This window comes from Mycolicibacterium chlorophenolicum (genome assembly GCF_001044235.1).
GTDB lineage: Bacteria > Actinomycetota > Actinomycetes > Mycobacteriales > Mycobacteriaceae > Mycobacterium > Mycobacterium chlorophenolicum.
In genome coordinates this window covers 442,224-469,034 of record NZ_JYNL01000030.1, presented here as the reverse complement: position 1 = coordinate 469,034, position 26,811 = coordinate 442,224, and the positions used below count along the sequence as shown (strand labels likewise).

Genomic DNA, 26,811 nt, shown 5'->3' with positions numbered 1-26,811 from the left:
ACGCCGCCCAGCTCTCGTACGGTCAGGCGCTGCTCAACAAACTGCCCCCCGCAGGATCGCCGCCCGACACGCCGGCGCCGAATGACACCAGCGTGCTGCTCGGCCGGCTCGACCTGAAGTTGTTCGCCGGCGCGGAGACCGACAACACCAAGGCGGCTCAGCGTCTGGCGTCGGACATGGGTGAGTTCTTCATGCCGTTCCCCGGCACCCGCATCAATCAGCAGACCGTCCCGCTGAACGCCAACGGCATGACCGGTGTCGCGTCGTCCTACGAGGTGAAGTTCACCGACACCAACAAGCCGAACGGCCAGATCTGGGCCGGAGTGGTCGGTGCGCCGACCGCCCCGGGCACCCCGCGCGGTCAGCGGGCTCCCGAGCGCTGGTTCGTCGTGTGGCTCGGCACCGCGACCAACCCGATCCCGCAGAACGAAGCGGTGACGCTGGCCAACTCGATCCGGCCCTGGACGCCGCCGCCCCCGCCGCCGCCGCCAGCACCGGGCGACCCGAACGCCGCTCCGCCGCCGGCCGATCCCAATGCGCCGCCGCCGCGGCCCGCCGTCGGTGTGCCGGTTCCGGTCGATCCCAACGCGGCCCCCGGGATGCTGCCGCCCGCCTGACGGGTGACTCGGCCGGCGATTCGGGTGTGATCGATCGTTTCCGATTGCATGGCCGAACCGTTACCTGCGCCCGCTATACCTGGGTGAGGGTCCGGGTGCGGCCGCTCCGGGCCTGGCGGCAACAGGCAGGAGATCCTCATGGAGATCATGGCGGCAACCGAATTCCTCGCCCGCTCGTCGACACAGACGAGCGTGGGGTGGATCGGTTACATCATCATCGGCGCGATCGCCGGCTGGATTGCCGGGAAGATCGTCAAGGGGTCCGGGTCGGGCATCCTGATGAACATCGTCATCGGCGTCATCGGCGCATTGATCGGCGGCTTCCTGCTGAGCTTCTTCCTCGACACCGCCGGCGGCGGGTGGTGGTTCACGCTGTTCACCGCGATCCTCGGTTCGGTGATCCTGTTGTGGATCGTCGGGATGGTGCAGAAGCGCAGGGTCTAGACAGGTCCGGGCGTCACCGCACGACGGTGGCGCCGCCGTCGAGCCGGATCTGCTGACCGGTCATGAAGCGTGACTCGTCGGCCAGCAGGTAGAGCACGGCGTAGCCGGTCTCCCACGCGGTGGCGCGCCCCATCTTGAGCCGGACGGTGTCGCGGTAGACCTCGTCGACCTCCGTCGGGTCGAGGCCGAACAGGGACTGCGCGTCGTGGTTGCCGAGCGTCGAGTCGATCGGCCCCAGCATCAGCGTGTTCGCCCGGATGCCGGCGTCGGCGAACTGGACGGCGGTCAGCTCGGTGATCTGGTTCAGGCCGCACTTGCCGAGCGCGTACGGCATGATCCCGATGTTCAGCCCGATCTCGTTCTTGATGCTGGCGATCGACGAGATGTTGACGATGCTGCCCGTCGTGTCGCCGTCGTTGCGTCGCATGGCCTGTGCGCCATGGAGATTGCAGTAGTAGCAGCCGAGCAGGTTGACGTCGATGCCGCGGTGGAATTCGCTGCGCGCCATGGTGTTCGTGGCGATGTCGAAGGGCGGGTTGATCGCCACGCTGTACACCATGCCGTCGACGCGCCCACTGCGCTCCACGGCGACGTCGAAGATCCGGCGGCAGTCCCGCTCCTCGGAGACGTCGGCCTCGACCGCGTAGGCGCGGCCGCCCTCGGCGGTGATGGTGTCGACGGTCTGGCCGGCGCTGCCCGGGTCGATGTCGACGACGACGACCTCGGCCCCGTGGCGGGCCGCGACGATCGCGCTGGCCCGGCCGTTGCCGATCTTCGGTCCGGGCATCTGCCCTCCGCCCACGACGACGACGACCTTGCCGGACAGGTCGAAGGGTGTCCGGCGGCTGTTGTCGAAATCGATGGGCATGAGACGTTCCTCTTCTCGCGGCAGCACATTCCTGACCAAACGTACAGGAGTAGCCTGTACGAATGGTCAGCCGCACGGGCAACGGTGGCACCGCCGACGACGGTTCGACCCGCCGGCGCCTCATGGACGCCGCCATCGAACTGTTCAGGAACCACAGTGTCGCGGCGACGTCGCTGCAGATGATCTCCGACGAGCTCGGCTTCACGAAATCGGCCATCTACCACCACTTCCGGACCCGCGATGAGCTGCTGGGCGCGATCATCGAACCCATCATCGACCGGGTCGCCGCGTTGACCGAGGACGCCGCGACGCACCGCACCCCGCGGGCACGCGCGGACCGCATGCTCGCCGGTTATGCGCGGCTCGCCGTGGCCAACCGTCACCTGTTCCCGGTGTTCAGCGGCGACCCGGCCGTCGTCGACTTCCTGCGCGGCCGACCGGAGTGGGCCGCGGTGGTGCAGCGCCAGTTCGACCTCCTCGCCGGCGCCGACCCCGGTCCCGGCGGTCAGGTCAGGGCGGCGATCGTCATGGCCGGGGTCGCCGGCGCGGTCGGCCTGTCCTTCGACGGCCTCGACGACGACGCGCTGCTCGAGGAACTGATCGCCGACGGGCGCCGCACGCTGGGCCTGCGCGCCGCACGCCCCCGCACCTAGAGCGCCGCCAGCGCCGCACCCAGCCGGCCGGCGAGATCGCCGCGACCGCACCGGTACAGCGGCCCGCAACCGTCACCGAGAACCAGTCGCAGGCGGGCCATCCCGCGGGCGCCGACCGGCCCGGGCGTCTCCAGCCGCGTGATCAGCCGATCGATCAGCTGCCCGGCGGCCGCGACGTTGTCGGCGTGCACCGGGACCGACGACGACCAGAGCGGCGCGTCGGCCCGCTGTCGCACCTGCCGCAGCGCCCGGGCAAGGGCTTGCCGCTCGGCGGCGGACGTCACGCGCGCGGTGTGCGCAGCCAGCGCGGATCCCGGGTCCGCTGGCACTCCGACGGCCAGCCGACGATCGAAGGCGTGGGCGCGAAGGCGGGCGGCCAGCCGGGCGGTGAGCCGCGGTCGCCGCCCGCTGCGGTGTCCTGGCGCGCGGAGAAGAACCTCTGCGGGGATCGTGTGCTCTGGCATCGCGCTGCGCTCCGACTCGATGTTTGATGACTGTCGAAAACGTTATACCGGTCATGCATGACCGGTCAATGGGTTTCACCAGTCATGAGTGCTAGTCTTGCTCCCATGACCGTGGACGGTCGCGCCTGGCCCGGCGACGACGAGACCAAACCCGCGCCGCCGCCGCTGCGGCGCATCCAGGCGCTGGTGAACACCGTCGAGCGGCCCGACGGCGCCGACCGGCTGGCCGACCCGGCCGACGCGCGTGACTGGCTGGTGGGCAATGCACTGCTGGCACCTCATGCCCGGCTCGACGTCGCCGATCTGGAGCTGGTCGTCCGGGTCCGGGAAGCGGTGCGAGCCATGCTCGTCGGCAACGGGGGCGGACCCCGCCCGACACCGGCCGACCTCGCGCCGTTGCGGCGGGTCGCCGAAGCGGCCGCCGTCCGGGCCACACTCGAGTCAGATGGGACGGTCACGCTGCACGCGCGCGGCGACGACGTGACCACCCGGCTGGCCTCGCTGCTGTTGGCGATCCGCGACGCGCAGCGCGACGGCACCTGGGCGCTGCTCAAGGCCTGCGGCAACGACGAGTGCCGGTGGGCGTTCTACGACGCGTCGCGCAACCACGGCGGCATGTGGTGCGACATGGCGTCGTGCGGGAACAAGCTGAAGAACCGCGAGTTCCGCGCCCGCAGACGGGCCGGCCGGACGCCTAGCTGAGGTGCCACACCAGGGCCGCGGCGAGGGCGCCCAGCCCGTTGAGTGACCAGTGCAGCGCGATCGGCGCGATCAGGCTGCCGCTGCGCCGGCGCAGCCAGGTGAACACGAATCCGGCCGCGGCCGTGGCCAGGACGGCGCCGACGACGCCGGCGACCATGCCGAAGACCCCGCCGCCGAGAATCCGGGTGAACCCGACATTGCCGGCCGTCAGCCCGAGCGACGACGCGATGTGCCACAGCCCGAACAGCAGCGAGCCCGCCGCGGCCACCCCCCGGAAGCCCCAGGCACGGTCCAGTGCGCCGTGAAGGACACCGCGGAACGCGAGTTCCTCGGGGATGACGGTCTGCAACGGGATGATGATCATCGACGCGACCAGCGCGCCGGACAGCGTGGCGTAGTGGTTGTTCAGGAACATCGGCCGGGTCCAGGGCAGCAGCGCCCCCACGGCGATCACGATGCCGACCAGGGCCACCGCACCCAGCGCGTAGCCGGCGCCCGAGCGCCAGTGCTCGCGGCCCAGCCCCAGCTCCGACCAGCCCAGCCCGCGGGAGCGCACGAGCGCGACCAGCATGACCGCCGCGACCGGGACGACCGCGACGTTGGCCCACGGCGTCGTGAAGTGGGCGAGCAGGTTCGTCAGCGCCAGCACGACCACGACGACCCCGACGTCGACGTAGGTGCGGAAGTGGTGCAGCGCCGCCAACTGCCCCACCAGCGGGTGGGGCTCGTCGGAAATGACGCTGACGTCAGACATAACCGCTCCAGGGTACCGAACGGGAGCGGATGCCCAGGTCACCTACTCGTTGTCGCCGCCGGTGTCTGCGGCGGCGGCGCCGCCGACCCCGAACCCGGACTCCCGGGCGGCGGGCCACACCCAGTCCTTGACCTCGCCGATGTCGTCGCCGTGGGCGCGGGTGTACTCGCGGGCGGCGATGCGCTTGTCGGCCATTTGCTGGCGCAGCGTCGCGCATCGCGAGCCGAGTGACGGAACCCGGTCGATGACGTCCATCACCAGGTGGTAGCGGTCGAGGTCGTTGAGCATCACCATGTCGAACGGCGTCGTCGTGGTGCCTTCCTCCTTGTAGCCGCGCACGTGCAGGTTGGCGTGCCCGGTGCGCCGGTAGGTCAGCCGGTGGATCAGCCACGGGTAGCCGTGGTAGGCGAAGATGATCGGCCGGTCGGTGGTGAAGATCATGTCGAAATCGCGACTGGACAGGCCGTGCGGATGCTCGGTGTCGTCCTGCAACCGCATCAGGTCGACGACGTTGACGAACCGCACCTTCAGATCGGGCAGGTGCTGGCGCAGGATGTCCGCGGCCGCGAGCGCCTCCAGCGTCGGGATGTCTCCGGCGGACGCCAGCACGACGTCGGGATCGGTGCCGAGCACCTCGCTGCCGGCCCACTCCCAGATCCCGAGGCCGCGGGTGCAGTGCGCGATCGCCTGCTCCATGGTCAGGAAGTTGGGGGAGGGCTGCTTACCGGACACCACGACGTTGACGTACTGGCGCGAGCGCAGGCAGTGGTCGTAGGTGGACAGCAGCGTGTTGGCGTCCGGCGGCAGATAGACGCGCACGACGTGGGCGCTCTTGTTGACGACGTGGTCGATGAAGCCGGGATCCTGGTGGGAGAACCCGTTGTGGTCCTGGCGCCAGACATGGCTGGACAGGAGGTAGTTCAGGCTCGCGATCGGGCGCCGCCACGGGATCGTGTCGGTGACCTTGAGCCATTTGGCGTGCTGGTTGAGCATCGAGTCGACGATGTGGATGAACGCCTCGTAGCAGTTGAACAGCCCGTGCCTGCCGGTCAGCAGGTAGCCCTCGAGCCAGCCCTGGCACTGGTGCTCGGAGAGCATCTCGACCACGCGTCCCACCCGGGCCAGGTGTTCGTCGACCTCGGGGCCCACCAGTTCGGCGTTCCACTGCTTGTCGGTGGCGTCGTAGACGGCCTGCAACCGGTTCGACGCGGTCTCGTCGGGTCCGAAGATCCGGAAGTTGTCGGGGTTGAGCCGGATCACCTCGGTGAGCCACTGGCCGAGGACCCGGGTGGCCTCGGCGACCGTCGCACCCGGCGCGGGGACGTCGACCCCGAAGGTGCGGAAATCGGGCAGGCGCAGATCCTTGAGCAGCAGGCCGCCGTTGGTGTGCGGGTTGTCGCTCATCCGGAGCGGACCCTTCGGCGCCAGCGCCGCGATGTCGTCGTGCAGCTTGCCGTCGTCGTCGAAGAGTTCGTGGGCGCGGTAGGAGGCGAGCCAGTCGCCGAGGACCGCGAGGTGCTCCCGGGTGTCGCGGGCACTGGCCAGGGGCACCTGGTGGGCGCGCCAGGATCCGGTGGTCTTCTTGCCGTCGATGGTGGCCGGCCCGGTCCATCCCTTCGGGGTGCGGAACACGATCATCGGCCAGGCGGGCCGGGAGTCGTCGCCGTCGGCGGCGCGGCCCTTGATCGCGGCGATCTCGTCGAGGACGTCGTCGAGCAGGGTGGCGAACCGGCGATGCGCATCCGCGTGATCCTCGGCGGACGCATCGTCGGGCACCTCGAAGAAGTACGGCGCGTGCCCGTAGCCGACCATCAGGGCGCGCAGTTCGTCTTCGGGGATCCGGGCCAGCACGGTCGGGTTGGCGATCTTGTAGCCGTTGAGGTGCAGGATCGGCAGCACCACGCCGTCGTGGGCGGGGTTGGCGAGCTTGTTGGAGTGCCAGCTGGTGGCCAGCGGTCCGGTCTCGGCCTCGCCGTCGCCGACCACCGCGGCGACCAGGAGGTCGGGGTTGTCGAACGCGGCGCCGTAGGCGTGCGACAGCACGTAGCCGAGTTCACCGCCCTCGTGGATGGAGCCCGGTGTCTCAGGGGCGACATGGGAGGGGATGCCGCCGGGGAAGGAGAACTGCCGGAACAGCCGGCGCATGCCCTCGGTGTCGGGGGTGATGTCCGGGTAGACCTCGCTGTAGGTGCCGTCGAGGTAGGCGCTGGCCACCAGACCGGGTCCGCCGTGGCCCGGGCCGGTCAGATAGATCGTCGACTGGGAGCGCTCGGCGATCGCCCGGTTGAGGTGGGCGTAGAGGAAGTTCAGGCCCGGCGTGGTGCCCCAGTGCCCGAGCAGCCGCGGCTTGACGTCGTCGCGCACCAGCGGGGTGCGCAGCAGCGGGTTGTCGAGCAGATAGATCTGGCCCACCGACAGGTAGTTGGCGGCCCGCCACCACCGGTCGAGCCGATCGACCATCTCGTCGCTCAGCGGCTCTCGGTCCACGGTCGTCCACGCAGCAGTCGTCATCGCCCTCATCCAACTCGGCTCCGGTACACCGTCAACCCGTACCCGATGACCGGGGCGTTAATCTTTCGCGAGCGGTCACCACAGAAGGGCGGACACCACCGATGGGCGAGGCGGGATTGCTGGCGTCCGTTCGCGTGCTCGATCTGTCCGCCGGTGACGCCGACGCCGTGGGCCGCATCCTGGCCGACCTGGGCGCCGACGTCTGCAAGATCGAGACGCCCGGCGGCAGCCCGGCCCGGCGGGCCGCGCCGACCGTCGCCGGTGCGAGTATCGGGTTCGCGCTCGACAACGCCAACAAGCGCTGCGCGCGCCTCGATCCGGCCGATGACGGGGACCGGCGCCGGCTCCTCGAGCTCGCTGCCGCCGCGGACATCGTCATCGACAGCGGAAACCCTGGTGGCACTGCGGCTTTCGGGACATCATGCGCCGAGCTGGCCGACCGGCACCCTCACCTGGTGACCCTGTCGGTCACCGACTTCGGGTTGACGGGGCCGCGCGCGTCGTGGTGTGGCACCGATGCGGTCTTCTACGCGATGTCCTCCGCGCTCTCGCGCACCGGGCCGTCGACCGGAACGCCGGTCCTGCCGCCGCCGGGAGTGGCGTCGGCGACCGCGGCGGTGCAGGCGGCGTGGGCCGTGCTGATCGCCTACTTCGATCGGTTACGCGGCGGCAGAGGGGATTTCATCGATTTCTCGCGGTTCGAGGCGGTGGTGCAGGCCCTCGACCCGCCGTACGGCTCCGAGGGGCAGGCGGCGGTCGGACTGAAGCAGCCGGCCCAGCTGTGGCGCGGCCGCCCGCGCAATCAGCAGATCTATCCGGTCTTCGGGTGCAGTGACGGGCACGTGCGCATCTGCCTGCTCTCGCCGCGCCAGTGGCGGGGGATGCGGGCATGGCTGGGCGAACCGGAACGGTTCGCGGGCCCGGAGTTCGACACCATCGCCGCACGGTACGCCGCCTCGGCGGAGCTCAACGCGGCGATCGGGGCATTGTTCGCGTCGCAGACGATGGACAGCCTCGTCGCACAGGGCCAGGAGCGCGGGGTACCGATCGCGGCGGTCCGCACCCCAGGGGAGGCGTTGTCCGCCGGGCACTTCCGCGACGTGGGTGCGATCGCCGAGGCTCCGCTCACACCCCAGGCGCGCATCGCGATTCCGGTGGGGCCGTTCGTGGTCGACGGCGAGCATCACGGGTTCCGCAGTCCCGCACAGGAATCCGGCTCCAGCGATGCCGCGTGGCCACAGTCCGCGGCACCGGTACCGGCGTCGACGCGGCCCGACGCGGCACGCCCGCTGGAGGGCTTGCGCATCCTCGATCTCGGGGTGATCGTCGCGGGCGGTGAACTGGGCCGGTTGTTCGCCGATCTGGGCGCCGAGGTCATCAAGGTCGAGAGCGCGGCGTATCCCGACGGTCTGCGCCAGAGCCCGCCCGGCCAGCTGATGAGCCGGTCGTGGGCGCTGACGCACCGCAACGAGTACAGCCTGGGCCTGGATCTGCGCCACCCGCGCGGCGCGGACCTGTTCGCCCGCCTGGTCGCCGACGCCGACGCCGTGTTCGCCAACTTCAAACCCGGCACGCTGGCCTCGCTCGGCTTCTCCTACGAGCGGCTGCGCGAACTGAATCCGGACATCGTGCTGGCCGAGAGCAGCGCCTACGGCGACCGCGGGCCGTGGAGCGCGCAGATGGGCTACGGCCCGCTGGTGCGGGCGTGCACCGGCATCACCCACCTGTGGACCTCGCCCGACGCCCCGCCCGACGCGTTCTTCGACGCGACGACCATTTTTCCCGACCACGTGGTGGGCAGGCTGACCGCGATCGCCGCGCTGGCCGCGCTGATCCGCCGCGACCGTCAGGGCTGCGGCGCCCACGTGCACATCTCCCAGGCCGAAGCCGCGATCAATCAGCTCGCCACTCGGTACGTCGTCGAATCCGCCCGCGCGGCAGGGCTTCCCGTCGCCGACGACGACGCCGTGCACGCGGTGTGCCCGTGCGCCGGTGGCGACGAATGGTGCGTCGTCTCGGTGCGCGGACCCGCGGACCGCGACGCCCTGGCCGCGATCATGGGGGCGACTGATCTGCCTGCCGACCGGGCCTCACTGATCGCCGCCGTCGGGGAGTGGACGGCCACGCGCGACAAGAACGAGGTCGCCGATCTGCTGCAGCGCCGGGGCGTACCGGCCGCGCCGATGCAGCGCGCGGCCGACGTGCCTGCCGACCCGCAGGTGGTCTTCCGGGAACTGTTCACCGAGATGGTGCATCCGCTGCTGGAGAAGCCGATTCCGGCGGAGACCGCACCGGCCCGGTACCGACGGATCGCGCGGGCGCCGCTGCGCCCGGCACCGATGGCCGGCGAGCACACCCGCGACCTGTGCAGACGGGTGCTCGGTCTCGACGACGACCGCATCGACGAACTGATCGCCGACGGCGCGCTGTTCGCCTACGACACCCCTCAGGAAGGTTGACCATCCATGCCCCTCGATCCCCGCACACCGGTTCTCGTCGGCTACGGCCAGGTCAACCAGCACACCGAGAATCCCGAGGTGGAGCCCGTCGACCTGATGGTCGCCGCCGCGCGCGAGGCCGCCGATCCGCGGGTGCTCGAAGCGGTCGACGCGGTGCGGGTGGTCAACCTGCTGTCATGGCGCTACCGCGATCCGGGTCTGCTTCTGGCGCAACGTCTGCGCGCCGACAAGGCCGTGACCCGCTACACCGGGATCGGCGGCAACGTCCCGCAGACGTTGGTGAACCAGGCCTGCCTGGACATCCAACAGGGTAGGGCGGACGTCGTGCTGATCGCCGGCGCGGAGACCTGGCGCACGAAAACGAAGATGCGCGCGGCAGGTACCAAAGCGCACTGGACGAAGCAGGACGAGTCCGTGCCGTTGGCGCCCGGCTCCGACGAGACCATGCCGATGGCAGGCCCCGGCGATCTGAAGATCCACCTGGACCGGCCGGCCTACGTGTACCCGATGTTCGAACAGGCGGTGCGCATCGCCGCCGGGGAGAGCGGCCAGGTTCACCGGCAGCGCATCGGCGAACTGTGGGCGCAGTTCTCGCACGTGGCCGCGGGCAACCCGCACGCGTGGAACCGGGAGACCTACAGCGCCGAGCAGATCTATCAGCCGTCGGCCGACAACCGGATGATCAGCTGGCCGTACACGAAGCTGATGAACTCCAACAACATGGTGGATCAGGGCGCGGTGTTGATCCTGGCCTCCGCCGAGAAGGCCACCTATCTTCAGATCCCCACGGAGCGTTGGGTTTTCCCGTACGCCGGCACGGACGCCCACGACACCTACGCGATCGGGGAGCGGGCCGAGTTCCACACCTCGCCGGCCATCAGGATCGCCGGCAACCGCGCCCTCGACCTGGCCGAAACCGGCGTCGACGACCTCGATCTGATCGACGTGTACTCCTGCTTCCCGTCGGCGGTGCAGGTCGCCGCGCGTGAGCTCGGCCTGCCACTCGGCGACCCGGCCCGGCCGCTGACGGTCACCGGCGGGCTGACCTTCGCCGGCGGACCCTGGAACAACTACGTCACCCACTCCATCGCGACGATGGCCGAGCAGCTCGCCGCGCGGCCCGGTACCCGCGGCCTGATCACCGCCAACGGCGGCTACCTGACCAAGCACAGCATGGGCGTCTACGGGACCGAGCCGCCGCAGCACGAATTCCGTTGGGAGGACGTGCAGGACGCCGTGGACCGGGAGCCGACGCGGACCGAGCTGGTGGACTGGACCGGCGTGGGCACGGTCGAATCGTGGACGACGCCGGTCGGCCGCGACGGCGAACCCGAGAAGGCGTTCCTCGCCGTGCGCACACCCGAGGACGCCCGGGTGCTGGCGGTGATCACCGGCACCGACGCGGCCGAGACCACGATCGCCGACGACATCGCCGGCGCGGCGGTGCGGGTGCACGCCGACGGGACCGCGACGCTGGAGTGACTACAGCAGGCCGAGCGCGGCGACCGCGTCCCGTTCGGCACGCAGCTCGGCGATCGACGCGTCGATCCTGGCCCGCGAGAACGGGTTGATGTCCAGGCCCTCGACGATCTCCCAGCGGCCACCGACCGAGCGGCACGGGAACGAGCACACCAACCCCTCGTCGACGCCGTAGACGCCGGGCGACGGCAGCGCCACCGACGTCCAGTTCCCGTCGGGGGTGCCGTGGATCCAGTCGTCGACGTGGTCGATCGCGCCGTTGGCCGCCGACGCCGCGGAGCCGGCGCCACGGGCCTCGATGATCGCGGTGCCGCGCCGCGCCACGGTGGGGATGAATTCGTCGGCGAGCCAACGGGTGTCGGCGGCGTAGTCGGCGCCGGCACGACCCCCGACGATCGAGTGGAAGATGTCGGGGTACTGGGTGGGCGAGTGGTTGCCCCAGATCGTCATCTTGCTGATCTCGGTGACGGGCACCCCGGCGTGCCGGGCCATCGCCGCCACCGCCCGGTTGTGGTCGAGCCGGGTCAGCGCGGTGAACCGGTCGGCCGGAATGTCGGGGGCGTGCGCGGCGGTGACGAGTGCGTTGGTGTTGGCCGGGTTGCCGACGACGAGCACGCGGACCTCAGGACCGGCGCCCGCGTTCAGCGCCCGGCCCGCAGTCGCGAAGATCGCCGCGTTGGCCCCGAGCAGGTCGGCCCGCTCCATGCCCTTGGTGCGCGGTCTGGCGCCGATCAGCAGCGCGACGTCGACGCCGTCGAACGCGCGGACCGGGTCGTCGAAGATCTCGGTGCTCGCCAGCAGCGGGAACGCGCCGTCGTCGAGTTCCATCACCACGCCCTCGGCGGCGCGGACCGCGTCGGGCAATTCGAGCAGTCGCAGCGCCACCGGGGTGTCGTGGCCGAGCATCGCGCCCGCGGCGATGCGGAACAGTGCGGCGTAGCCGATCTGGCCGGCGGCTCCGGTGACGGTGACGGTGACCGGGGTGCGCGCTGATGTCATGGGCACGAGCCTAGGGAGCGTCGGCGGGCACGTCGGTGTAGGCCGTCGTGTAGCCGTCGGCGGAGAACGTGAAGCCCCTGCCGGAGAGCTCCGACAGGCATGAGATGCCGGTCGCTTCCTGGACATTGCAGCGGAACCCGGCGACGGCAAGGATCCGGTTGAACGGCAGCTCCGGCGGGTCGGTGACCGACGACGCCGGCAGCGCGGCGAACTGCGGGTCGCCGCTGCGGTCGACCAGGATGGCGGTGGGCGCGACGGTCTCGCCGTCCGGGCCGGGCACCTCGTCGGGCGCGCCGGTGATGCCGAGCGCGGACCCGGAGCCGCCCGCCTTGCCGCAGCTGGCCTGGGTGCGCGGGACGATCACGCACTGCCAGCGGCCGCTGGGCGTGGTGAACGCGTAGCCGGTCGTGCCGTCGACCGGGGTCGCGTACTCGAAGGCGTTGGCCAGGTGCGCGTTGCTGGGCCGGGTTGTCGGGGTCGGAGCCGCCGCCGGGGCGGGGGCCCGGCTGGTCGGCTGCTCGGTGTTGACCACGGCCGGTCCGGTACAGCCGGTCAGCAGCAGACCGAGCGCCGCGGTCGCGCAGAGTGAGGGAGTCGCACGCATAACGGTGCTCCAGCGTGCCGCAGGCCCCGCAGCGCGGAGCACCCGGGGCACGGTTCGCGCGTCAGCGCGTGATCGCCTCGCGCACGTCACGGTCGAGGGACGCCCGCACCAGCGCCGCCGCCAAGGGCGCGCAGTCGGCGCCGGCGAGCCGCCCGAGTTCGTCGGGGTCCCCGGGCAGCCCGAGGTCTTCGGCGGCGGCGAGCGCGCGGGAGTCGAAGTGGGGTCGCACCCACGTCCAGACGTCCTGCACCTCCCGCAGGAAGATGTCGGCGCCGGTGTCCCCGATGCCGGTGAACTCCTCGAGCAGACGCTTCGCGGCCGCGGGGTCGTGCTCCGCGCGTTCGGCCAGGCCGCGCAGGTCGCCCCGGTACTCGGCGCGGACGGCGGTGGCGATGTCGACGAGCCGGGTGGCCGAACTCTCGTCGTAGCGGGCGTAGCCGGCCCGCCCGAACGCCTCGATCATCGTCTGCCGCTTGGCGTCCAGGACTGCGTCCGGAGTGCGCAGCTTCTCGCCGAAGATCTCCTGCGCCGCGCGCACCGCGATGTTCGCGTCGATCGGCTTGCTGGCGAGCATGCACAGCACCAGCAGCTCGAACAGCGGCATGGGCTTGTCGGCGAGCCGGATCCCGGCCTGTTCGGCGTAGGTCGTGCCGGCCTCGTCGAGCAGGCGCCGCACGATGTCGTTTCTGCTCATCGACAGGGGCTACCCGCTTCCCGCGCCGGGAATCGCTACTTGGCCGGCAGCGTCTTGGCCTGCTCCACCCCGCGGCGCACCCAGGTCTGCAACTGGCGGGTGCTCGCGACACCGTCGGCCGACACCCGCAGCCAGCCCCGGGTCTGGCGGCCGGACATGATCATCGGCTCGACGTGGTCGAGACCGAGCAGCTGCTCGGTGTCCTCGGGCGGCACCCGCACCATCAGGCCGCCGCGACCGCTGACGCACACCGACATGTTGCCGCCGATCAGGAACGCGAGCCCACCGAACATCGGCTTCTCGTCGACGCCACGCTCGGCCGCGATCAGTTCGCGCACCCGGTCGGCGAGGTCGGTGTCGTAGGCCATGCGGTGATTCTGCGTCACACGCCGGCCGGCGACCATCCCAACGCAGGCCCGAGCTTCTTGGCGAGGTCGGTGATGATCTGCGCGTAGTCGTCGGCGCCGAAGGTGAACGGCAGCGCGAACGCGACCTCGTCGGCGCGCCGGAAGCCGGCGTGGTCGAAGAGCTGGTCGGCCAGTTCGTCGGAGATGCCGACGTAGTCGGGCGAGAAGAGCATGCCGCGCGGAGCCGGGCCGCCGGCGACAGGCGGTCCGAGCCCCTGGGGGCTCGTGGTCCGCTCGAAGCGGCTCGCGGCGTAGTCGCGGTAGCGGCGGATCTGGTCGTCGGTGGCCGAGTCGGTCGGGATGACGACCAGGCCCTGGGACACCCGCGCTCTCGCCGGCGCGGGGTGGTGGGCCCGGAATGCGTCGATGTGTTCGGCCTGGATGGTGGCGAAGTCCCGCGACTCGGTGCCCTCGATGCTGACCACCGAGCTCGTCAGGTAGTTGATGCCCTGCTGTGCCGCCCAGATCGCGGAGTCCCGTCCGCCGCCGTACCAGACGCGGTCGGCCAGCCCGGGGGAGTGCGGCTGGACGTGGTCGGTGAACTGTTCGATGCCGACGGTGCCGGAGAAGTCGCTGACGGGTTCGCCGCGTAGATGGCTCAGCAGCTGCTGCACCCGCTGCTTCGAGAAGTCCTGCAGCTCATACGATTCCGGATACAGGGCCCGCTTGTAATGGTCATAGAGCATGGGGGTGCCGACCGAGACGCCGGGGTTGACGCGGCCGCCGGAGAGCAGGTCGACGGTCGCGAGGTCCTCGGCGAGCCGCAGCGGGTTCTCCAGGCCGAGCGGGATGACGGCCGTGCCCAGCTCGATGCGGCTGGTGCGCTGCGACGCCGCGGCCATGATCGCGACCGGGCTCGAGATGCCGGCCTGCAGGTGACGGCACCGCAGCCAGACGCTGTCGAAGCCCAGCGCCTCGGCCCGGTCGATCACCTCGAGCGTCTCCTCGAGTCCTGGGCGGGGATCGTCGGCGTCGAACCGGCCGATGGTGAGGAAGCCCAGCTTGCGCAGGGCGTGTCCGCGTTCAGGCATGGTGCCCCTCTTTCCGCCGAGCGTGCGTGTCTGTGGCCGACACACCGTGTCGAAACCGACAAACACGCACGCTCGCGAAGGGATTCCCGTCAGGCCGCGGCGGTCACCGTCTCGGCCACCGGCTCCAGGGCCAGCGCGACGATCTCCGCCACGTCGGTCATCGGCCGGACCTCCAGCGCCTCGAGCACGTCGGCCGGGACGTCGTCCAGGTCGGGCTCGTTGCGCTGCGGGATGAACACCGTCGACAGCCCGGCGCGCTGCGCGGCCAGCAGCTTCTGCTTGACCCCGCCGATCGGCAGCACCCGGCCGTTCAGCGTGACCTCACCGGTCATGCCGACATCGCCGCGCACCTGGCGTCCGGTGGCCATCGACACCAGCGCCGTGACCATCGTGACGCCGGCCGACGGGCCGTCCTTGGGCACCGCGCCCGCGGGCACGTGCACGTGGATCTGGCGGTCCAGCGCCTTCGGGTCGACCCCGAGCTGTTCGGCGTGGGCCCGCACGTAGGACAGCGCGATCTGCGCCGACTCCTTCATCACGTCACCCAGCTGTCCGGTCAACTTCAGCCCCGGCTCACCGTCGACCGAACCGGCCTCGATGTAGAGCACATCGCCGCCCAGGCCGGTGACGGCCAGCCCGGTCGCGACGCCCGGCACCGCGGTGCGCTCGTCGGACTCCGGCATGAACCGCGGGCGGCCCAGGTACTCCACCAGGTCCGGCTCGTCGATCGTGATCGGCGACGGGTCGGCGTCCAGCTTCGTGGTCACCTTGCGCAGCGCCTTGGCCAGCAGCCGCTCGAACTGGCGCACCCCCGGTTCGCGGGTGTAGTCCGCGGCGATCTTGCGCAGCGCCGCGTCGGTGACGGTCACCTCGTCGGCCGTCAGCGCCGCACGCTCGGCCTGCCGGGGCAGCAGGTAGTCCCGGGCGATCGCCACCTTGTCGTCGGCGGTGTAGCCGTCGATGGTGACCAGCTCCATGCGGTCCAGTAGCGCCGACGGGATGTTCTCGATGACGTTGGCCGTCGCCAGGAACACCACATCGGACAGGTCGAGGTCCAGATCGAGGTAGTGGTCGCGGAACGTGTGGTTCTGCGCCGGGTCGAGCACCTCGAGCAGCGCCGCCGACGGGTCGCCGCGGTAGTCGGACCCCACCTTGTCGATTTCGTCCAGCAGCACAACGGGATTCATCGATCCCGCCTCGCCGATGGCCCGCACGATGCGGCCGGGCAGGGCACCGACATAGGTGCGCCGGTGCCCGCGGATCTCGGCCTCGTCGCGCACCCCACCGAGCGCCACGCGCACGAAGGTCCGGCCCAGTGCGCGGGCGACGGACTCGCCGAGTGACGTCTTGCCGACCCCGGGAGGCCCGGCCAGCACCATCACCGCACCGGAGCCGCGGCCGCCGACGACGGCCATGCCGCGCTGGGAGCGCCGGGCCCGCACGGCCAGGTACTCCACGATGCGGTCCTTGACGTCGTCGAGACCGTGGTGGTCGGCGTCGAGAATCTCCCGGGCCGCCTTCAGGTCCGTCGAGTCCTCGGTGGTGACGTTCCACGGCAGGTCCAGGACGGTGTCCAGCCAGGTGCGGATCCAGCCGCCCTCGGGGCTCTGCTCGCTGGACCGCTCCAGCTTGCCGACCTCGCGCAGCGCGGCCTCGCGCACCTTCTCGGGCAGATCCGCAGCCTCCACACGGGTGCGGTAATCGTCAGAGCCGTCCGGCTCGCCCTCGCCGAGTTCCTTGCGGATCGCCGCCAGCTGCTGGCGCAGCAGGAATTCCTTCTGCTGCTTGTCCATGCCGGCCCGCACGTCCTCGGCGATCTTGTCGTTGACCTCGACCTCGGCGAGATGCTCGCCGGTCCAGTCGATCAGCCACCGCAGCCGCGCCGCCACGTCCTCGGTCTCCAGCAGCTCACGCTTCTGGACGTCGGACAGGTACGACGCGTAGCCGGCGGTGTCGGCCAGTGCGGACGGGTCGGTGATCTTGTTGACCACGTCGACGATCTGCCACGCCTCGCGGCGCTGCAGCATCGCCAGCAGCAGCTTCTTGTATTCGGCGGCCAGCGAACGGGTTTCGTCGGTGATCGCCGGGTCGGCCACCTCGTCGACCGAGACCCACAGGGCTGCGCCGGGACCCGTGGCCCCGGTGCCGATGTGGGCACGTTTCTCGCCGCGCACGACCGCGGCCGCACCGCCGCCGGGCACGCGGCCGACCTGCACGATCGAGGCGAGCACGCCGTAGGTGGGGTAGCGGTCGTCCAGCCGCGGCGCGATCAGCAGCTTGCCGGACTGGCTGGCTTGCGCGGCGTCGACCGCAGCGCGGGCGGCGTCGTCGAGTTCGATCGGCACGACCATTCCGGGCAGCACGATCGGCTCGCTAACGAAAAGAAGGGGCACAGGACGCGTCGTCGCATCGGCTTCAGGCATCGATCCTCCAAAGTTGAACCTGATGCGCTCAACCCTGGGGCGGCGTGCTTTGTTCCCCGTGGCGATTCGCCCGACAGCGGAATAGCCGCCGCCGGCGGTCGGTCGTACCCACCATGAGCACAGACCCCATCACCGGCCAGGTCGTCGCGATCACCGGGGCGAGCAGCGGCATCGGCGAGGCGACGGCGCGCCTGCTGGCCGCCCGCGGTGCGCGCCTCGTCCTCGGCGCCCGCCGCACCGACCGCCTCGACGCCCTCTCCGACGAGTTGGGCGCCGCCGACGTGGCCGCCGTCGCCACCGACGTCACCGACGCCGCGGATCTGGTGCGGCTCGTCGACACCGCCGTCAAGCGTTTCGGTCGCCTCGACGTGCTGGTGTCCAACGCCGGGATCAGCGCGATCAGCCCGCTCGCCGACGCCGACGTCGCCGGCTGGGACGCGATGATCGACGTCAACCTGCGCGGCGTGCTGCACGGCATCGCCGCCGCGATGCCGGTGTTCCGCAGGCAGGGCCGCGGCCACCTGGTGACGACGGTGTCGACGGCGGGGCTGAAGATCGTCCCGACGATGGGGGTGTACGCGGCGACGAAGAACGCGGTGCGCACCGTGATGGAGGCGCTGCGGCAGGAGTCGACGGACGGCGTGGTGCGCACGACGTCGATCTCACCGGGGTTCGTCAACACCGAACTGGACGGGTCGATCACCGACGACGCGCTGCGGGAGCGGATACGTGCCGACATGGATGCGTTCGGCCTGCCGGCGGACGCGGTGGCCCGGGCGATCGCGTTCGCGATCGAGCAGCCGCACGACGTGGAGATCGGGGACCTGACCATCCGTCCCACCCGGCAGGGCTGACGCGCGGGGGAGACACGGATCCCCCGCCGGCACCACCCCTCGGGCGATGCCCGCCGGCGCCCCGTGCCGGTACAACTCCGGCATGCCCCCTTGGCGTCTACGCGATTTCCACGACGACGACCTCGACCAGGCGATCTCGGTCTGGGACCAGAGCCGCGAACCCGGCGAGGCCCCGCCCGCGTTCCCGGTGTCCGAGGTGGTGTCGGCCGCGCGGTCCGGTCAGCCCGCGGTCGTCGCGGTGGTCGGTGACCAGCTGGTCGGGATGGCGGTGGCCCACATCGCCGATGACCGGGCCTGGATCTCGATGGTGGCGCTGTCCAACCGGTGGCGCGACCGCGGCATCGGCAGCGCGCTGCTGGCCGAACTGGAACTGCGTCTGCGCAGTCTCGGCGCCCGGCGGATCAGCGTGCTGCTGCCCGGCGACGCGACGGGTGCCACGGCGCTGCGGAACTCGGGATACACCGAACGGGCCGACCTGCGGTACTTCGAGAAGGTCGACCACGTCGGCGCGTCGGACACCGGATTGCTGACCGCTCTCGGCGGTCAGCTCATGGGTCAGCGCCTGTGGCAGGACATGGCCGGCATGGAGACCGAGAAACGGATGATCGAGCGGCGCATCGTCGCGCCACTGGCGCAGCCCGACCTGGCCGCACGCTACGGCGTGTCGCCGCCCAAGGCGGTCATCCTGTTCGGCCCGCCGGGCACCGGGAAGACGAGCTTCGCCAAAGCCGTTGCCGGCCGGCTGGGTTGGCCGTTCGTCGAGATCTTCCCGTCGCGCCTGGCGACGCCCGGTGTCGCGATGCCCGCCGCGCTGCGGGAGGTGTTCGCCAACCTCAACGAGCTCGACGCGGCGGTGGTGTTCATCGACGAGGTGGAGGAGATCGCCGGATCGCGCTCCGGCATCCCGTCGGACCCCGCGCACGGGGTGACCAACGAGTTGCTCAAGCTGATCCCGACGTTCCGCCAGCACGACGAGCGACTGCTCATCTGCGCGACGAACTCGGTCAGCTCACTGGATTCGGCGTTCCTGCGGCCCGGCCGGTTCGACTACATCATCCCCGTCGGACCGCCCGATGAGGCTGCACGCAAGGCGATCTGGCTGCGCTATCTGAACGGCAACGCCGACAACGTCGAGGTCGACAAGCTCGTCGAGGCGTCGGACATGTTCACCCCCGCCGACATCGAGTTCGCCGCCCGCAAAGGGGCGCAGTGCGCCTTCGAGCGGGAGATCGAGTCACGCCGAGGCGAACCCGCCTGCACCGACGACTATCTCGCGGCGATCGCCGAGACCCGCCCGACGCTGACCGAGGCGATGCTCGACGAGTTCGGCACCGACATCGAGGTCCGGACCCGGCTGTAGCGGACCGGTCAGGCCGCGGCGCCCTCCGGCCCGTTCGCGGTGGCGCACTGCCCGCAGTCCGCCGAGTCGATGTCGACGCTGCCGCAGCTGATGCAGATGAAGGGGATCACGGCTTCCTCCGGAGGTCTCGGTTCGGCGGCATCGGCGTGGTCGTCGCGCCTGTCCAGCCGCTTCGTACCCTCCCGGGGCTCCGGTCGAAACGCGCCGCAGCGCCGTGGTCACACAGTGGTCACGTTTGGGGTGGCGACACACAGCAGAGAGCCTGCCGCTCGGGGGAAACGGCAGGCTCTCTGGGTGTGGGTGGGTGGCTAGGCGGAGGCCTGAGCTCCGAGCACCCGCTGGATGTCAGGCTTCATCTGCAGGAGCTGCTGTCCCCAGTAGCCCCAGCTGTGCGTGCCCTGCGCCGGGAAGTTGAAGACACCGTTGGTGCCGCCCGCCGCGATGTAGTTGTCCCGGAAGCTGATGTTGGTCCGCAAGGTGAAGCCCTCGAGGAACTGCGCCGCCATCAGGTTCTGTCCGGCCGTGCCCGAGTCGAGGTCCGACGGCGTACCGGTGCCGCAGTAGACCCAGATCCGGGTGTTGTTGGCCACCAACTGGTTGATGTTGACCATCGGGTCGTTGCGCTTCCACGCCGGATCCGAGGACGGGCCCCACATGCTCTCGGCGTTGAAGCCGCCCGCATCGTTCATCGCCAGCCCGATGAGCATCGGCCACCAGCCCTCGGAGGGGTTGAGGAACCCGGAAAGCGATGCGGCGTAGATGAACTGCTGCGGATGGTAGATGGCGTAGTTCATCGACGCGCTGCCCGCCATCGACAGACCGACCACCGCGTTACCGGTCCGGGAGACGCCACGGTTGGCTTCCAGCCACGCCGGCAGCTCCTGGGTCAGGAACGTCTCCCACTTGTAGGTGTAGTTCTGGCCGTTGCCCCGCGAGGGCTGATACCAGTCGCTGTAGAAGCTGGACTGGCCGCCGACCGGCATGATCGTCGACAGGCCCGACTGGTAGTACCACTCGAACGCCGGGGTGTTGATGTCCCAGCCGTTGTAATCGTCCTGCGCGCGCAGACCGTCGAGCAGATAGACCGCGTGCGGACCGCCACCCTGGAACTGGATCCGGATGTTGCGGTTCATCGCTGCGGAGAACACGTCCAGGTACTCGACCGGCAGACCCGGCCGGGAGAACGCATTGGCAGTCGCCGATCCCCCGACGAAGCCGATCAGCCCGGGCAGCGCGGTGACTGCCAGGGCTACAGCCGCCATCCGGCGCACCCACCGACCTCGAAACTTCTCTTTCCACTTCATAACGGCAACCAACCCACCTTTCTGTTCAAGTCCCACATGTAGCGCAAACGTGCCGTCGTGTGCAGTCGTCATGGAACACGCTCTGATTGCCCGATCGGCTGTCCGACACAGCGATTCGCGGTCGCGGTTGGCTAACGATTACGACTCGGCGCAGTGATCAACGCTCCCACCTGCCACACTCGGTTCCGAGATGAGCACCTCTGACGACGACCCGTTCGACCTGCAGCGCTTCGTCGACGCCCAGTCCGGCGTCTATCCGACGGTGCTGGCCGAACTGCGCGCGGGAGCCAAACGCAGCCATTGGATCTGGTTCGTGTTCCCGCAGCTGCGCGGGCTCGGCCACAGCGCAACGGCGCAGCGCTTCGGCCTGGGCTCCCTGGCCGAGGCGCAGGCCTACCTGGCGCATCCGGTGCTCGGGCCGCGGCTGCAGGAGTGCGCCCGCCTGCTGGCCGCCCACCGGGGCGGCACGGCCCGGCAGATCCTGGGCTACCCCGACGACCTGAAGGTGCGCTCGTCGATGACGCTGTTCGCCCAGGCCGGTGATGACCCGGTCTTCACCGAGGTTCTCGACGCGTTCTACGACGGGGAACCGGACGACGCGACGCTGCGGCTGCTGGGCTGAGTCAGCTCGGGGCTCAGTCTGGACTCAGCTCGGGGCTATCACGAGCCAGCCGTGCGGCGGCACCGTGGTCTCGACGATCCGCTCGGCCGGGGGCGCGCCGGAACCGGCCACCACGTCACCGGATTCGAATCCGAACTCCGTCAGGGCCACAGGCAGGGGTTCGTCGCCGACGTTCAGGGCGACGACGAGCGTGTCGCCGGCGTCCGAGCCGCCGCGCGACGCATAGACGTAGCCTTCGTTGGTCACCTGCAGCGGCGCGGTCCGGGCGGTGTGCAGCCAGGGGTGGCGGCGACGCAGCCCGATCAGGTGCTGGTGGGCACGGAACACCTGTTGCCCGTGCTCGCCGACTCCCTCATGGGGAGAACCGAATTCGGGCCGCACCGCGTCGTCACCGCCGAACCGCTCCTCCTTGATCCCGCGGTAGGCCACTTCGTCGCCGGCGTAGATGCTGGGGGTTCCGCCGGTGGTCAGCAGCACCACCAGCGCATGCTCCACGTGGGCGGGATTGTCCAGCTTGCTCGCGATCCGGGTCACGTCGTGATTGCCGATGAACGTCAACGGCACGAACACGTCGAGAAACTCGTTGTGCCGCTTGAGCGCCCAGTCGAGCTCGTGCAGGTTCGCGTCGTTGAGGCTGCTCCAGATCGCCTTCCACAATTCGTACTGGGTGACGGAGTCGAAGCCGGAATCGCGGACCCGCGCCGAGTAGTCACCATGGATCACCTCGCCGACGAACCACGCCTGCGGATGCCGTTCCCGCACCCGGGGGAGCACCTGGGCCCAGAACCGGTCGGGCACCGCGTAGGCGGCGTCCAATCGCCACCCGTCGGCGCCGCGGTCGAGCCAGTGGCACATCACGTCGACGACGTAGTCGACCACCTCGCCCGCGCGGTGGTTCAGCGCGATCAGGCCGCCGTGGCCCTCGAACGTCGCGAATTCGTCGCCGCGTACCCGGAACCAGGACCGGTCGCCGCCGGCGAGCGCATCGCGGTAGCGGGGGAAGTCGGTGCCCACGTGGTTGAACACGCCGTCGAGCAGGATCCGCAGTCCGCGCCCGTGGGCTTCGGCGACGAGGTGGTCGAAGTCGCCGTCGTCACCGAGTCGGCCGTCGATGCGGTAGTGGTCGGTGGTGTCGTAGCCGTGGGTCTGGGACGCGAACACCGGGCCCAGGGCCAGGCCGGAGGCGCCGAGTTCCTGCGCGTAGTCCAGCCAGTCGACCAGTCGTCGCAGGCGGTGCTCCTCGGGCCCGGGCGCGGGATCGGCCGGATGGGCGCCCACGAATCCCAGCGGATACACCTGCCACCACAGGGCGTGCTCGACCCAGTCCGGCTCACTCATGGTCGAAACGCCCTCTCGTACAACGCTTTCATGGTCTCGGTCAGTTCGGGCGCCGGCCCGTCGACGGGCACACCGGGCGCGACCGTGGTGATCGGCAGGGCGGCCACCGGCGGGGCCGGCGCGTCCCACTCGCGCAGCCACTGGGTCAGCTGGGCCGACGAGGCCGCGTAGACGATGCGGCCCAGACCCACCCAGGCGTGCGCCGCCGCGCACATCGGGCAGTGCTCACCGGAGGTGTAGACGGTGGACGCAGCGCGCTGCTGCGGGCTCAGGTGCTCGACGGCCCACAGCGCGATCGCCAGCTCCGGATGACGGGTGGCGTCACCGCCGGCGACGTGGTTGTGGTCCTCGAAGCGCACCACGCCGTCGGGGTCCACGAGCAGCGACCCGAACGGCTCGTCCCCGGCCTCGACCGCCTGGGCGGCCAGCGCCGCGCAGCGTCGCAGGTACTCGACGTCGGCGGCACGGACAGACACAGCGGCAGTCTACGCATCGAGCCGGCACGCACAGGACGCGCGGATCGGCACGTCGGCGCGCGCGGCGGCCAGCGCCAACTGCCTGCCGATGATCTCTGCCTCGGCGGTGCGGCCGAGCCGCGTCAGGCACTCGTGGTAGCCGTGCAGGCTCCACACGTTGCCCGGATGCTGGCACGAGCGCGCCAGGGTCGGGTCCAGCCCGAGGTCGGCGGCATAGACCTGTGCCGCCTCCTCCACCCGGCCCTGCTCGAGCAGCAGCGCACCGTAGGCGTGCCGGGTGGGCTGCATCCATCCCCACGGCTCGTCATAGGGCAACCCGTCGTCCAGCGCGATCGCGCGCCGCAGATGCGCGAATGCCTCCTCGAATTCCCCTGCCCGGTAGGCGATCTCACCGTCCAGCATGGCTTCGGCGACGGCGAGGATGTCCCGGCTGGTGTTGTTGAACAGATAGCGGCTCTCCGGGATCCGCGCGTAGGCCTGCGCGAAGGCCTCCCGCTCGGCGCGCGCTTCGGCGAGCCGGCCGGTGGCGGCGTAGGCGACGCCGCGGCCGTAGTGGATGGTCGTCGCGGTGGTGCAGTAGAGCGCGGGATCGTCGGGTAGCGCGGTCGCGATCAGATCGTCCCAGCGGCCGAACCGCACCAGCACATGGGTGCGCAGCGGCACGAACGCCTCCAGCCAGTCGGCCATCGGCGGGGACGTGATGGCCAGCAGGTCGGGGGTCAGTTGCTCGGCGAGTTCATCGGCGGCGCGCAGCGCGGTCGCCGCGTTGCCCTCGAACATCGCCGAGTACACCACGAAGTGCAGGTTGTGCGCGCGGTAGAGCGAGTAGAAGTTCAGCGGCCCGGACCGCTCGACGAAACGCCGATCCACCTGGACGGCAGCCACATTCGCGACGATCGAATCGTGGTAGTTGCCGCACAGCACGTCGATGTGGCTGGGCATGTGCTGCAGATGGCCGGCGTCGGGGACCAGCCCGCGCAACAGGTCGGCCGCAGGCAGCGCCACCTCCGGAGTGGCCGACATCTCCATGGTGTGCAGATACAGGTGCAGGATGCCGGGATGGGCGCGGCCGGCCGGGGTGGCCAGTGCGGCGTCGAGGATCGCCGTGGCCTCGAGCACCCGCGACCCGGGTGCCGGTTCACCGGTGCGGCTGTCCCAGAGCGCCCACGCGGTGATGTTGACCAGCGCGTCGGCGGTCAGGGCCGCGACGTCGACGTCGTCGGGATGGGCGCGTGCCAGTACGGTCATCGCGTCGGCGTAGGCGGTGTGGCCGGCCTGCAGCGCGTCGGTGTCCTCGGGATCGTCGGTGGGGAAGCGCGCGGTCAGCGCCTCGATGAGTCCGCGTTCGACCGCCGACGCGCGCCCGCGGGCTGCCAGTGCTAGCTCGCTGCGCGCGCGGGCCACCGACGCCGCCAGGTCGACGGGATCGAAGGCCTCCCACGCCTTGTTGTAGTTCGGTCCGATCGCATACGCGATGCCCCAGCGGGCGAGCGCGAAGTCGGGGTCGAGGTCGAGCGCGCGCTCGAAGCAGGCGATGGCCTCCTCGTGGTTGAAGGCGTAGGCCCACACCATGCCCCGGTCGAACCAGACCCGGGCGTCCTGCGAGGGGCTGTCCGTCGGCCGATGATAGGAGCCGAGGTCGTAGTACGGCTCGGTCTGCCCGACCACGTCGGGGGATGCGCTCATACCCGGCACGATAATTCAGCCGCGCGGCGGTGGCGAGGACTCCGAGCAGGAGTGACGCCGGTCGGCTCCGCCCGCTACCGTGGCGCGCATGATCCCGTTGCGTGCGGTTGTGGACCGGGGACGACGACGCGTCCCACGTGCAGATCGGACGGCTCGACATGACACCCGGGCGCAACGACGACCTGGTGTCGACGACGTTCGCGGCGACCGAGGTGACCGTGGAGGAGACCGCAGCGGGCGGCACCCTGGCCTGGCACACGGCGCCGGTGCGCCAACTCGTCGTGACGCTGGCCGGGACGCTGCAGTTCATCACCCGCGACGGCGAGCAGTTCCTGCTGGCGCCCGGCGACGTCCTGCTCGCCGAGGACACCACCGGCTCGGGCCACCAGTGGCGTCTCGAGGGGGCCGACCCGTGGCGGCGGATGTACGTCAGGCTCGGCAAGAACGCGGTGGTGCCGTTCGTCGCGGATTGAGGTCAGTGACCCGCCACGATGTCGGCTTCGTCGACCAGCACCGGCTCTTTCGCGCCGGGCAGCAGCGAGTACAGCTGGCAGACCACACCGAAGAGCGCATACCCCAGCGCCACTTGCGGATTCGCGGCCCAGGACACCTCGGGCGCATGGATCAGGCCGATGAACGACAGCACCGCGCCCACCGCCGACGCGATGGCGGCGTACCGGAACTTCTTCTCCAGGATGAAGGTCACCATCGTGCCGAGGATCAGGCCGACGAGGACCGCTCCCTCGCCGAGGGTCTGCAGTCCCTCGTAGACCACGCCGGCATTGCCGAGCGCGTCCATCCCGACCTGTGCGGCGGACGTGCCGGCGGCGTTGAGCGCGTTGTCGATCAGGCCGCTGGCCCATTGGGCCAGGTTGGGCAGGATCGCGGCCACCACGGCGATGGCGTGCAGCCGCGGTACCGCCTGGAAGGCCTGCGCACCGATCAGCAGCCCGATGTACAGCAGGATCGGCACGATCGCCGGTACCGGTAGCAGCGCGTCGAGCACCCCGAAAAGGCCGAGGAAGCAGAGGATTCCGATGACCACACCGCTGGCCAGCGAGTAGCCGGCCCGGCCGCCGGCGTCCTTCCAGCCCGGGTGCCCGATGTAGACGGCGGGCGGGAACGGGGAGCCGAACGCGGAACCGACCACCGCACCGGCGCCGTCGGCGAGTAGCACGCTGCGCAGGTTGTAGTTGTCCCCGGCGGCCGCGGCGCTCTCGACGTTGCTCATCGCCTCGGTGAAGTTGTAGACCCCCAGGGGAATCGCGGTGCCCAGCAGCGGCGCCAGGTTCGACAGCCCCGCGAACAGCATGTCGACGCGCAGATCCGGCACGCCGATCGCGATATCGGACACGGCCTGTCCCACATCCGGTGCCGACATGAACCCGCCGATCCAGCCGATCGCGGTGCCGACGAGCAGCGCGGCCAGACCCACCGGGATACCGAACGGCAGCTTCACATCGGTGAAGAAGCCGATCAGGATGATCGCGAGCACGGGCAGGCCGATCCACGCGGCCTCCCACATCTGCGCGGCGGGCCGCATGGAGATGAACGTGATCGAGATCCCTGCCAGGGTGCCGAGCATTGCCGCACGCGGGGTGAGGCGGCGGATGTGCGGGCCGACGAACGCACCGATCATCACGATCACGCCGATCATGAACGCCCAGGCCAGCCCCGCCTCCCAGGCGCGCATCGCGTCGTCGGTGTTGAGATAGACCGGAAGCATCACGACGAAGACCACGATGAACATGTGCGGCACGCTGGGCCCGTAGGGCAGCGCGGTGACGTCGGAGCGGTTCTCCCGCTTGGCCAGTCGGCGCGCCAGGAACGTGTAGTACAGGTTGCCGAGGATCAATGCGACGCCGAGTGCGGGCAGCACGGTGCCGAGCACGTCGCCGGCAGGCACCTTGATCACGGCGATCATCAGGCCGGTCAGCGTCAGGACGTTGACCAGGATGTTGAAGCCGAGGCCGAAGAACGCGTTGAGGTCCCCGCGGGTCCACCACGCGACGGCGGCGGTCTTCTCGGCGGGTGCGGGGGTGGTGACGTCGGTACTCATCGG

The 26,811-nt window shown here is 70.5% G+C and carries 25 protein-coding genes; 10 read left to right on the top strand and 15 right to left on the bottom strand.

Translation table 11 applies throughout. The annotated features are described in order from the left end of the window. Positions 1–617, top strand: a 617-nt coding sequence (locus tag MCHLDSM_RS17015) for an APA family fibronectin-binding glycoprotein (RefSeq protein WP_048471120.1), incomplete at its 5' end; no start/stop codon positions are given. Between the two features lie 138 nt (positions 618–755). Next, positions 756–1,061, top strand: a complete 306-nt coding sequence (locus MCHLDSM_RS17010) for a GlsB/YeaQ/YmgE family stress response membrane protein (protein ID WP_048471119.1) — start codon at positions 756–758, stop codon at positions 1,059–1,061. Positions 1,062–1,074: 13 nt separating this feature from the next. Here the strand turns inward: MCHLDSM_RS17010 and MCHLDSM_RS17005 are convergent, their stop codons facing one another. Then, a complete protein-coding gene (locus MCHLDSM_RS17005; RefSeq protein WP_048471118.1) occupies positions 1,075–1,929 on the bottom strand; it encodes an SDR family NAD(P)-dependent oxidoreductase in 855 nt (284 codons plus the stop codon). 62 nt (positions 1,930–1,991) lie between these two features. Between MCHLDSM_RS17005 and MCHLDSM_RS17000 the strand changes: the two genes are divergently transcribed. Next, positions 1,992–2,582, top strand: a complete 591-nt coding sequence (locus tag MCHLDSM_RS17000; RefSeq protein ID WP_048471117.1) for a TetR/AcrR family transcriptional regulator — start codon at positions 1,992–1,994, stop codon at positions 2,580–2,582. On the opposite strand, the gene MCHLDSM_RS16995 is transcribed toward MCHLDSM_RS17000, so the two are convergent. Then, positions 2,579–3,046: a hypothetical protein gene (locus MCHLDSM_RS16995; RefSeq protein WP_109788850.1), complete on the bottom strand. Its 468-nt coding sequence runs from the start codon at positions 3,044–3,046 to the stop codon at positions 2,579–2,581. The two genes, MCHLDSM_RS17000 and MCHLDSM_RS16995, sit on opposite strands and share 4 nt — an antisense overlap. A gap of 105 nt (positions 3,047–3,151) precedes the next feature. On the opposite strand from MCHLDSM_RS16995, the gene MCHLDSM_RS16990 reads away from it, so the two are divergent. Beyond that, positions 3,152–3,748, top strand: a complete 597-nt coding sequence (locus tag MCHLDSM_RS16990) for a CGNR zinc finger domain-containing protein (protein ID WP_048471116.1) — start codon at positions 3,152–3,154, stop codon at positions 3,746–3,748. Here MCHLDSM_RS16990 and MCHLDSM_RS16985 read toward each other — a convergent pair. Further along, complete coding sequence (locus MCHLDSM_RS16985) at positions 3,741–4,502, bottom strand: CPBP family intramembrane glutamic endopeptidase (protein WP_048421233.1); 762 nt, start codon at positions 4,500–4,502, stop codon at positions 3,741–3,743. The two genes, MCHLDSM_RS16990 and MCHLDSM_RS16985, sit on opposite strands and share 8 nt — an antisense overlap. Before the next feature lie 42 nt (positions 4,503–4,544). After that, positions 4,545–7,013: a phosphoketolase family protein gene (locus tag MCHLDSM_RS16980; RefSeq protein ID WP_048471115.1), complete on the bottom strand. Its 2,469-nt coding sequence runs from the start codon at positions 7,011–7,013 to the stop codon at positions 4,545–4,547. Between the two features lie 101 nt (positions 7,014–7,114). Here MCHLDSM_RS16980 and MCHLDSM_RS16975 point away from each other — a divergent pair, with 101 nt between their 5' ends. Both MCHLDSM_RS16975 and MCHLDSM_RS16970 read left to right on the top strand, forming a co-directional pair. Further along, positions 7,115–9,472, top strand: a complete 2,358-nt coding sequence (locus MCHLDSM_RS16975) for a CoA transferase (RefSeq protein WP_048471114.1) — start codon at positions 7,115–7,117, stop codon at positions 9,470–9,472. Positions 9,473–9,478: 6 nt separating this feature from the next. Then, positions 9,479–10,954: an acetyl-CoA acetyltransferase gene (locus MCHLDSM_RS16970; protein WP_048471113.1), complete on the top strand. Its 1,476-nt coding sequence runs from the start codon at positions 9,479–9,481 to the stop codon at positions 10,952–10,954. Here MCHLDSM_RS16970 and MCHLDSM_RS16965 read toward each other — a convergent pair whose 3' ends face one another. From MCHLDSM_RS16965 to lon, 6 genes are all read right to left on the bottom strand, one after another. Then, positions 10,955–11,950, bottom strand: a complete 996-nt coding sequence (locus tag MCHLDSM_RS16965; protein ID WP_048471112.1) for a malate dehydrogenase — start codon at positions 11,948–11,950, stop codon at positions 10,955–10,957. A gap of 10 nt (positions 11,951–11,960) precedes the next feature. After that, on the bottom strand, positions 11,961–12,554 hold the full coding sequence (locus MCHLDSM_RS16960; RefSeq protein WP_048471111.1) for a hypothetical protein: 594 nt from the start codon (positions 12,552–12,554) through the stop codon (positions 11,961–11,963). Between the two features lie 61 nt (positions 12,555–12,615). Then, positions 12,616–13,248 carry an HhH-GDP family DNA glycosylase gene (locus MCHLDSM_RS16955; RefSeq protein WP_048471110.1) on the bottom strand — a complete coding sequence of 211 codons (633 nt, stop codon included), beginning with the start codon at positions 13,246–13,248 and terminating at the stop codon, positions 12,616–12,618. Between the two features lie 35 nt (positions 13,249–13,283). Beyond that, positions 13,284–13,616, bottom strand: a complete 333-nt coding sequence (locus MCHLDSM_RS16950) for a TfoX/Sxy family protein (protein WP_048471192.1) — start codon at positions 13,614–13,616, stop codon at positions 13,284–13,286. 14 nt (positions 13,617–13,630) lie between these two features. Beyond that, positions 13,631–14,686 carry an LLM class flavin-dependent oxidoreductase gene (locus MCHLDSM_RS16945; protein ID WP_048471109.1) on the bottom strand — a complete coding sequence of 352 codons (1,056 nt, stop codon included), beginning with the start codon at positions 14,684–14,686 and terminating at the stop codon, positions 13,631–13,633. An 89-nt stretch (positions 14,687–14,775) separates the two neighbouring features. Further along, the gene (lon, locus tag MCHLDSM_RS16940) at positions 14,776–17,109 is read right to left on the bottom strand and encodes an endopeptidase La (protein ID WP_048471108.1); all 2,334 of its coding nucleotides are present in this window, start codon (positions 17,107–17,109) and stop codon (positions 14,776–14,778) included. A gap of 113 nt (positions 17,110–17,222) precedes the next feature. On the opposite strand from lon, the gene MCHLDSM_RS16935 reads away from it, so the two are divergent. After that, positions 17,223–17,963 carry an SDR family oxidoreductase gene (locus MCHLDSM_RS16935; protein ID WP_048471107.1) on the top strand — a complete coding sequence of 247 codons (741 nt, stop codon included), beginning with the start codon at positions 17,223–17,225 and terminating at the stop codon, positions 17,961–17,963. An 82-nt stretch (positions 17,964–18,045) separates the two neighbouring features. Continuing rightward, positions 18,046–19,323: an ATP-binding protein gene (locus tag MCHLDSM_RS16930; RefSeq protein ID WP_048471191.1), complete on the top strand. Its 1,278-nt coding sequence runs from the start codon at positions 18,046–18,048 to the stop codon at positions 19,321–19,323. Positions 19,324–19,631: 308 nt separating this feature from the next. Here the strand turns inward: MCHLDSM_RS16930 and MCHLDSM_RS16925 are convergent, their stop codons facing one another. Beyond that, positions 19,632–20,627: an esterase family protein gene (locus MCHLDSM_RS16925; RefSeq protein ID WP_048421223.1), complete on the bottom strand. Its 996-nt coding sequence runs from the start codon at positions 20,625–20,627 to the stop codon at positions 19,632–19,634. A 190-nt stretch (positions 20,628–20,817) separates the two neighbouring features. On the opposite strand from MCHLDSM_RS16925, the gene MCHLDSM_RS16920 reads away from it, so the two are divergent. Beyond that, the gene (locus MCHLDSM_RS16920; RefSeq protein WP_048471106.1) at positions 20,818–21,249 is read left to right on the top strand and encodes a DUF1810 domain-containing protein; all 432 of its coding nucleotides are present in this window, start codon (positions 20,818–20,820) and stop codon (positions 21,247–21,249) included. A gap of 24 nt (positions 21,250–21,273) precedes the next feature. Here MCHLDSM_RS16920 and MCHLDSM_RS16915 read toward each other — a convergent pair whose 3' ends face one another. From MCHLDSM_RS16915 to MCHLDSM_RS16905, 3 genes are read right to left on the bottom strand one after another with little or no spacing between them, the layout of a single operon-like run. Further along, the gene (locus MCHLDSM_RS16915) at positions 21,274–22,587 is read right to left on the bottom strand and encodes an alpha-amylase family protein (protein WP_048471105.1); all 1,314 of its coding nucleotides are present in this window, start codon (positions 22,585–22,587) and stop codon (positions 21,274–21,276) included. Continuing rightward, positions 22,584–23,063 (bottom strand): deaminase, encoded by a 480-nt coding sequence (locus MCHLDSM_RS16910; RefSeq protein WP_048471104.1) that lies wholly within the window; start codon positions 23,061–23,063, stop codon positions 22,584–22,586. Before MCHLDSM_RS16910 ends, MCHLDSM_RS16915 begins: the two co-directional genes overlap by 4 nt. Positions 23,064–23,072: 9 nt before the next feature. After that, entirely contained in the window at positions 23,073–24,749 is a 1,677-nt protein-coding gene (locus tag MCHLDSM_RS16905; RefSeq protein ID WP_048471103.1) for a tetratricopeptide repeat protein, read from the bottom strand. Positions 24,750–24,850: 101 nt separating this feature from the next. Here MCHLDSM_RS16905 and MCHLDSM_RS16900 point away from each other — a divergent pair, with 101 nt between their 5' ends. Further along, the gene (locus tag MCHLDSM_RS16900; protein WP_048471102.1) at positions 24,851–25,222 is read left to right on the top strand and encodes a cupin domain-containing protein; all 372 of its coding nucleotides are present in this window, start codon (positions 24,851–24,853) and stop codon (positions 25,220–25,222) included. Positions 25,223–25,224: 2 nt separating this feature from the next. On the opposite strand, the gene MCHLDSM_RS16895 is transcribed toward MCHLDSM_RS16900, so the two are convergent. Continuing rightward, positions 25,225–26,808, bottom strand: coding sequence for a SulP family inorganic anion transporter (locus MCHLDSM_RS16895; protein WP_048471101.1), 1,584 nt, complete (start codon positions 26,806–26,808; stop codon positions 25,225–25,227). Positions 26,809–26,811 lie beyond the last annotated feature (3 nt).

Excerpts from the sequence above, each read along its gene's own strand:
- MCHLDSM_RS17010 (WP_048471119.1), top strand. The coding sequence starts at position 756 with ATGGAGATCATGGCGGCAACCGAATTCCTCGCCCGCTCGTCGACACAG.
- MCHLDSM_RS17005 (WP_048471118.1), bottom strand. The coding sequence starts at position 1,929 with ATGCCCATCGATTTCGACAACAGCCGCCGGACACCCTTCGACCTGTCC.
- MCHLDSM_RS17000 (WP_048471117.1), top strand. The coding sequence starts at position 1,992 with ATGGTCAGCCGCACGGGCAACGGTGGCACCGCCGACGACGGTTCGACC.
- MCHLDSM_RS16995 (WP_109788850.1), bottom strand. The coding sequence starts at position 3,046 with ATGCCAGAGCACACGATCCCCGCAGAGGTTCTTCTCCGCGCGCCAGGA.
- MCHLDSM_RS16990 (WP_048471116.1), top strand. The coding sequence starts at position 3,152 with ATGACCGTGGACGGTCGCGCCTGGCCCGGCGACGACGAGACCAAACCC.
- MCHLDSM_RS16985 (WP_048421233.1), bottom strand. The coding sequence starts at position 4,502 with ATGTCTGACGTCAGCGTCATTTCCGACGAGCCCCACCCGCTGGTGGGG.
- MCHLDSM_RS16980 (WP_048471115.1), bottom strand. The coding sequence starts at position 7,013 with ATGACGACTGCTGCGTGGACGACCGTGGACCGAGAGCCGCTGAGCGAC.
- MCHLDSM_RS16975 (WP_048471114.1), top strand. The coding sequence starts at position 7,115 with ATGGGCGAGGCGGGATTGCTGGCGTCCGTTCGCGTGCTCGATCTGTCC.
- MCHLDSM_RS16970 (WP_048471113.1), top strand. The coding sequence starts at position 9,479 with ATGCCCCTCGATCCCCGCACACCGGTTCTCGTCGGCTACGGCCAGGTC.
- MCHLDSM_RS16965 (WP_048471112.1), bottom strand. The coding sequence starts at position 11,950 with ATGACATCAGCGCGCACCCCGGTCACCGTCACCGTCACCGGAGCCGCC.
- MCHLDSM_RS16960 (WP_048471111.1), bottom strand. The coding sequence starts at position 12,554 with ATGCGTGCGACTCCCTCACTCTGCGCGACCGCGGCGCTCGGTCTGCTG.
- MCHLDSM_RS16955 (WP_048471110.1), bottom strand. The coding sequence starts at position 13,248 with ATGAGCAGAAACGACATCGTGCGGCGCCTGCTCGACGAGGCCGGCACG.
- MCHLDSM_RS16950 (WP_048471192.1), bottom strand. The coding sequence starts at position 13,616 with ATGGCCTACGACACCGACCTCGCCGACCGGGTGCGCGAACTGATCGCG.
- MCHLDSM_RS16945 (WP_048471109.1), bottom strand. The coding sequence starts at position 14,686 with ATGCCTGAACGCGGACACGCCCTGCGCAAGCTGGGCTTCCTCACCATC.
- lon (WP_048471108.1), bottom strand. The coding sequence starts at position 17,109 with ATGCCTGAAGCCGATGCGACGACGCGTCCTGTGCCCCTTCTTTTCGTT.
- MCHLDSM_RS16935 (WP_048471107.1), top strand. The coding sequence starts at position 17,223 with ATGAGCACAGACCCCATCACCGGCCAGGTCGTCGCGATCACCGGGGCG.
- MCHLDSM_RS16930 (WP_048471191.1), top strand. The coding sequence starts at position 18,046 with ATGCCCCCTTGGCGTCTACGCGATTTCCACGACGACGACCTCGACCAG.
- MCHLDSM_RS16925 (WP_048421223.1), bottom strand. The coding sequence starts at position 20,627 with ATGAAGTGGAAAGAGAAGTTTCGAGGTCGGTGGGTGCGCCGGATGGCG.
- MCHLDSM_RS16920 (WP_048471106.1), top strand. The coding sequence starts at position 20,818 with ATGAGCACCTCTGACGACGACCCGTTCGACCTGCAGCGCTTCGTCGAC.
- MCHLDSM_RS16915 (WP_048471105.1), bottom strand. The coding sequence starts at position 22,587 with ATGAGTGAGCCGGACTGGGTCGAGCACGCCCTGTGGTGGCAGGTGTAT.
- MCHLDSM_RS16905 (WP_048471103.1), bottom strand. The coding sequence starts at position 24,749 with ATGAGCGCATCCCCCGACGTGGTCGGGCAGACCGAGCCGTACTACGAC.
- MCHLDSM_RS16895 (WP_048471101.1), bottom strand. The coding sequence starts at position 26,808 with ATGAGTACCGACGTCACCACCCCCGCACCCGCCGAGAAGACCGCCGCC.